Annotated in this window: 5 protein-coding genes; 1 reads left to right on the top strand and 4 read right to left on the bottom strand. The window is 58.8% G+C overall.

Annotated elements, in window-relative coordinates:
* Positions 1–195, top strand: a 195-nt coding sequence (locus tag BLW10_RS13410; RefSeq protein WP_425425889.1) for a transposase, incomplete at its 5' end; no start/stop codon positions are given.
* An 18-nt stretch (positions 196–213) separates the two neighbouring features.
* On the opposite strand, the gene BLW10_RS13405 is transcribed toward BLW10_RS13410, so the two are convergent.
* The 4 genes from BLW10_RS13405 to BLW10_RS13390 form a co-directional block, all read right to left on the bottom strand.
* Positions 214–816 (bottom strand): TlpA family protein disulfide reductase, encoded by a 603-nt coding sequence (locus BLW10_RS13405; RefSeq protein WP_091335530.1) that lies wholly within the window; start codon positions 814–816, stop codon positions 214–216.
* The gene (gene dsbD / locus BLW10_RS13400; protein WP_091335528.1) at positions 813–2,702 is read right to left on the bottom strand and encodes a protein-disulfide reductase DsbD; all 1,890 of its coding nucleotides are present in this window, start codon (positions 2,700–2,702) and stop codon (positions 813–815) included. The genes BLW10_RS13405 and dsbD overlap by 4 nt, the downstream gene beginning before the upstream one ends.
* Positions 2,669–2,998, bottom strand: a complete 330-nt coding sequence (gene cutA, locus BLW10_RS13395) for a divalent-cation tolerance protein CutA (protein WP_091335527.1) — start codon at positions 2,996–2,998, stop codon at positions 2,669–2,671. Before cutA ends, dsbD begins: the two co-directional genes overlap by 34 nt.
* 70 nt (positions 2,999–3,068) lie before the next feature.
* Positions 3,069–3,341 (bottom strand): zinc ribbon domain-containing protein (locus BLW10_RS13390; RefSeq protein WP_143117077.1); only part of this gene is annotated, 273 nt, incomplete at its 5' end.

Raw genomic sequence — 3,341 nt, 5'->3', positions numbered from 1 at the left:
GGCGAAGATGCCTGTCGCACCCGCCACGACCATAGCCCCGAGAATCTGGCCCTGCTGCGTCGTATGGCGCTCAACCTCTTGCAGCACAATGGGCCACCGAAGGACAGTCTGCGCCAGCGAAAACTACGCGCCGCGCTCAACGATAACTACCGGATGGAGCTACTGCTCGGCGAACACAATAGGAAAACTATATAGCGCGATCGCCCTAGAGCATCAGGGATGCGCTGACACCTGCGAGATATGCGGCCCGGTGCGCACGAGCAGCGGTTCGAGATGGGCGGAGAGTTCGGCGGCGGTCAATTCGCCAATCTGACCGTGTATGCGGCGACCATGCTGATCGAAGATCACCGTAAACGGCAGCACTTCAAGTCGATTGCCCAGTTGTACCGCGAGTTTGAGTACGTCAGGCGTCGCCAGCAGCAGCGGATAATTCACCGGCTGTTCGGCAACAAAAGCGCGAACATCCTCCACCTCATCGACGGCGATGCCGACAAATTGCACCCCAGATTCGCGTAATTGTTCCTGCATGGCGACAAAATGCGGAATTTCCTGCAAACAGGGTGGACACCAGGTCGCCCAAAAATTGAGCACCAGTACCTTGCCAGCCCAGGCGCTGCTGGCCACTTCGCGCCCGTCGAGATCGGTCAGGCGAAAATCCGGCAGCGTCGGCAGCACATCGGTATGCGGTAACAGACGTTCAGCGTTGACTGGCGGCGCATCGCGTTCAGCACTCAGCCATTGCTGACCCAGAATCGCCGTGCCGATGCTGATGCCACCGGCCAGCACGGTGACGAGAATAACTTTGAGTGGTTTCATGGGACGATGTGGCGCAGATGCGCGGCAAAGGGTTCAGCGGGTGTAAAACCGACCAGACGATAGGGCGTGAGTTCCTGTCCAGCGCGATCAAAAAACAGCAGCGCCGGCGGCCCGGGCAGACCAAAACGCCCCTGCATCAGGGCGCGATCCTCGGCATCATTGGCGGTGACATCGGCCCGCAAACGCACAAACCGCTGCATCTCGGCTTGCACCGTCGGATCGCTAAAGGTGTCGCGTTCCAGCTCTTTGCAGGATACGCACCAATCGGCGTAAAAATCGAGCAGCACCGGCTGACCATTGGCCCGCGCTTGCGCTAACTCGCGTTCCAGATCGGCAACCGATTTGATCGGCTTAAACAGCGCCTGTTCAGCATTGGCGACCGAACCGTCGGTCGGCCACAGTCCGCGCAATGGCTGAAGCGTATCGCGGCCACCGGCTGCCGCGCCGACCAGCATCAACGCGCCATAAATCAGCAGCACCATGCCCAGCCCTTGCCGCAGGGTGCGCCAGCCGCTCGCGTTGGGCGGCAAGGCGGTCAAGGCACCCATGTAGACCGCTGAACAGATGAGCAGCACGCCCCAGAGCAGCAGCGCCACCGCAGGCGGTAGCAGCCGTTCGAGCATCAGCAACGCCACGCCGAGCAGCGCCACGCCGAACACGGCTTTAACCGCCTCCATCCACGCGCCAGCACGCGGCAGCAGGGTACCGGCTGAGGTGCCGAGCGCGAGCAGCGGCGCACCCATACCGAGACTCAGCGCAAACAGCGCCACGCCACCGAGCAGCGCATCACCGGTTTGACTGATATAAATCAACGCCCCAAACAGCGGCGGGGCGACACAGGGGCCGACAATTAGCGCCGAGAGCACGCCCATGATCGCCACGCCGAGCAGCGTGCCACTACGTTGACGGTTGCTGAGTTCGGCAAGCTTCGATTGCAGACTCGCGGGCAGTTGCAGGTCATAAAAGCCGAACATCGACAGCGCCAGCGCGACGAAGATCGCGGCAAAGGCGGTCAGAATCGCCGGATGCTGAAACACTGCCTGTAGATTTGCGCCGAATAATCCGGCGAGCACACCAACCAGCGTATAGGTCAACGCCATCGCCAGTACATAGACGAGCGACAACACGAAGGCGTTGCGCGTGGTCAGTGCCGCGCCCTGACCGGCGATGATGCCGGAGAGAATCGGGATCATCGGGAACACGCACGGCGTAAATGCCAGCAATACTCCAAAACCAAAAAACACCGCGAGGATCACCCACAGCCCTTCAGTAGCAAGCACAGCGGCGATGCGATCCTGTTCGGCGAGCGGCGCGGTGGTGGTTGCTGGTGGCGCGGCGGGTTGATTGGATACAGCGGAGGTGGTGGCGGGTAGCTTGAGCGTGAGCTGCTGAGTTTGCGGCGGATAGCAAATGCCAATATCCGCGCAGCCCTGATAGCTGACGGTCAGCGTGACGACAGTCGCGGCGGGATCGGCCCGCACCAGCGGCACGCCGATCTCAAACGACTCGTGATAGATCTCAATATCACCGATTGAACCATCCGGCCGCACCGCATCGCGTTTGAGCGTACCGGTCGGGCGCTCTAACGCACCGAGTTGTACCGGCGCTGCATCGTCGTTGAGCGTGATTTGGAGCAAATCGGCATATAAAAAGGTACCCGGCGCAAGCTGCCACGTCAGTTGCGCACGATCTGGCGCGATCACCGATGCTTGCACGCGGAAGGCGTCCGCAACTTCGGGAAGCGCATCGGCATTGGCATTCAATAAACCGCCCGTCGCTTGCGCACTGCCGATGCCGACACTCGCCAACCCAAGTAACCACAGCCACACCCAGCGGCGCAGCAGGCGGCGAGTTACTGTTGTACATTCACACATTGACTGAGCCATTGCAAATACTGATCTGATCCGGCGACGATGGGGAGCGCGATGATCTCCGGTACCTGATAGGGATGCAACTGCTGGAGCCGAGCAGTGAGCGGCGCGACCGCCGCCGCGACGGTTTTTATCAGCAACAGCACTTCGGTATCGCGCTGAATCTGGCCCTCCCAGCGATAAATCGCGGTCAGGTTGGGAATCAGATTGACACAGGCGGCGAGCGATTCGTTCACCAGCGTTTCGGCTAACCGCACGGCGGTATCGTGATCGGGACAGGTACACAGCAGGATAGAATGGGATGTGGACATGGAATCTATAACGCTCGTAAACACACGCTGATTCAATTTCGTTAATAAAATCTACAAAACTTGTAGACAATTAGCGCGCACCCTCAATGAGGATGGGTGAATCCACCAAAGCTCGTAGAAAGATTCCACGAGCGCCATTGATGTCACGATTAACCGTGATCCCTTCTGATGTAATCGTTTTTGCTGACCCGATATTGAGCAATTTACCGTTCCATGAAACAGTTTTGCTGGTATAGGCTTCGCAAACACGAATGAGCTTTTTGCCTCGCTCGATACACTTCTGTTCAAGTCGTTGGCCAAATTTATAATGGCTAAATGACAACAGCGACCTAACAGATTTTTT

It is taken from the genome of Allochromatium warmingii (genome assembly GCF_900107145.1).
Taxonomy (GTDB): domain Bacteria; phylum Pseudomonadota; class Gammaproteobacteria; order Chromatiales; family Chromatiaceae; genus Thermochromatium; species Thermochromatium warmingii.
Note: the sequence above shows the minus strand (reverse complement) of the source record. Positions and strands in the feature narration are given on the sequence as shown.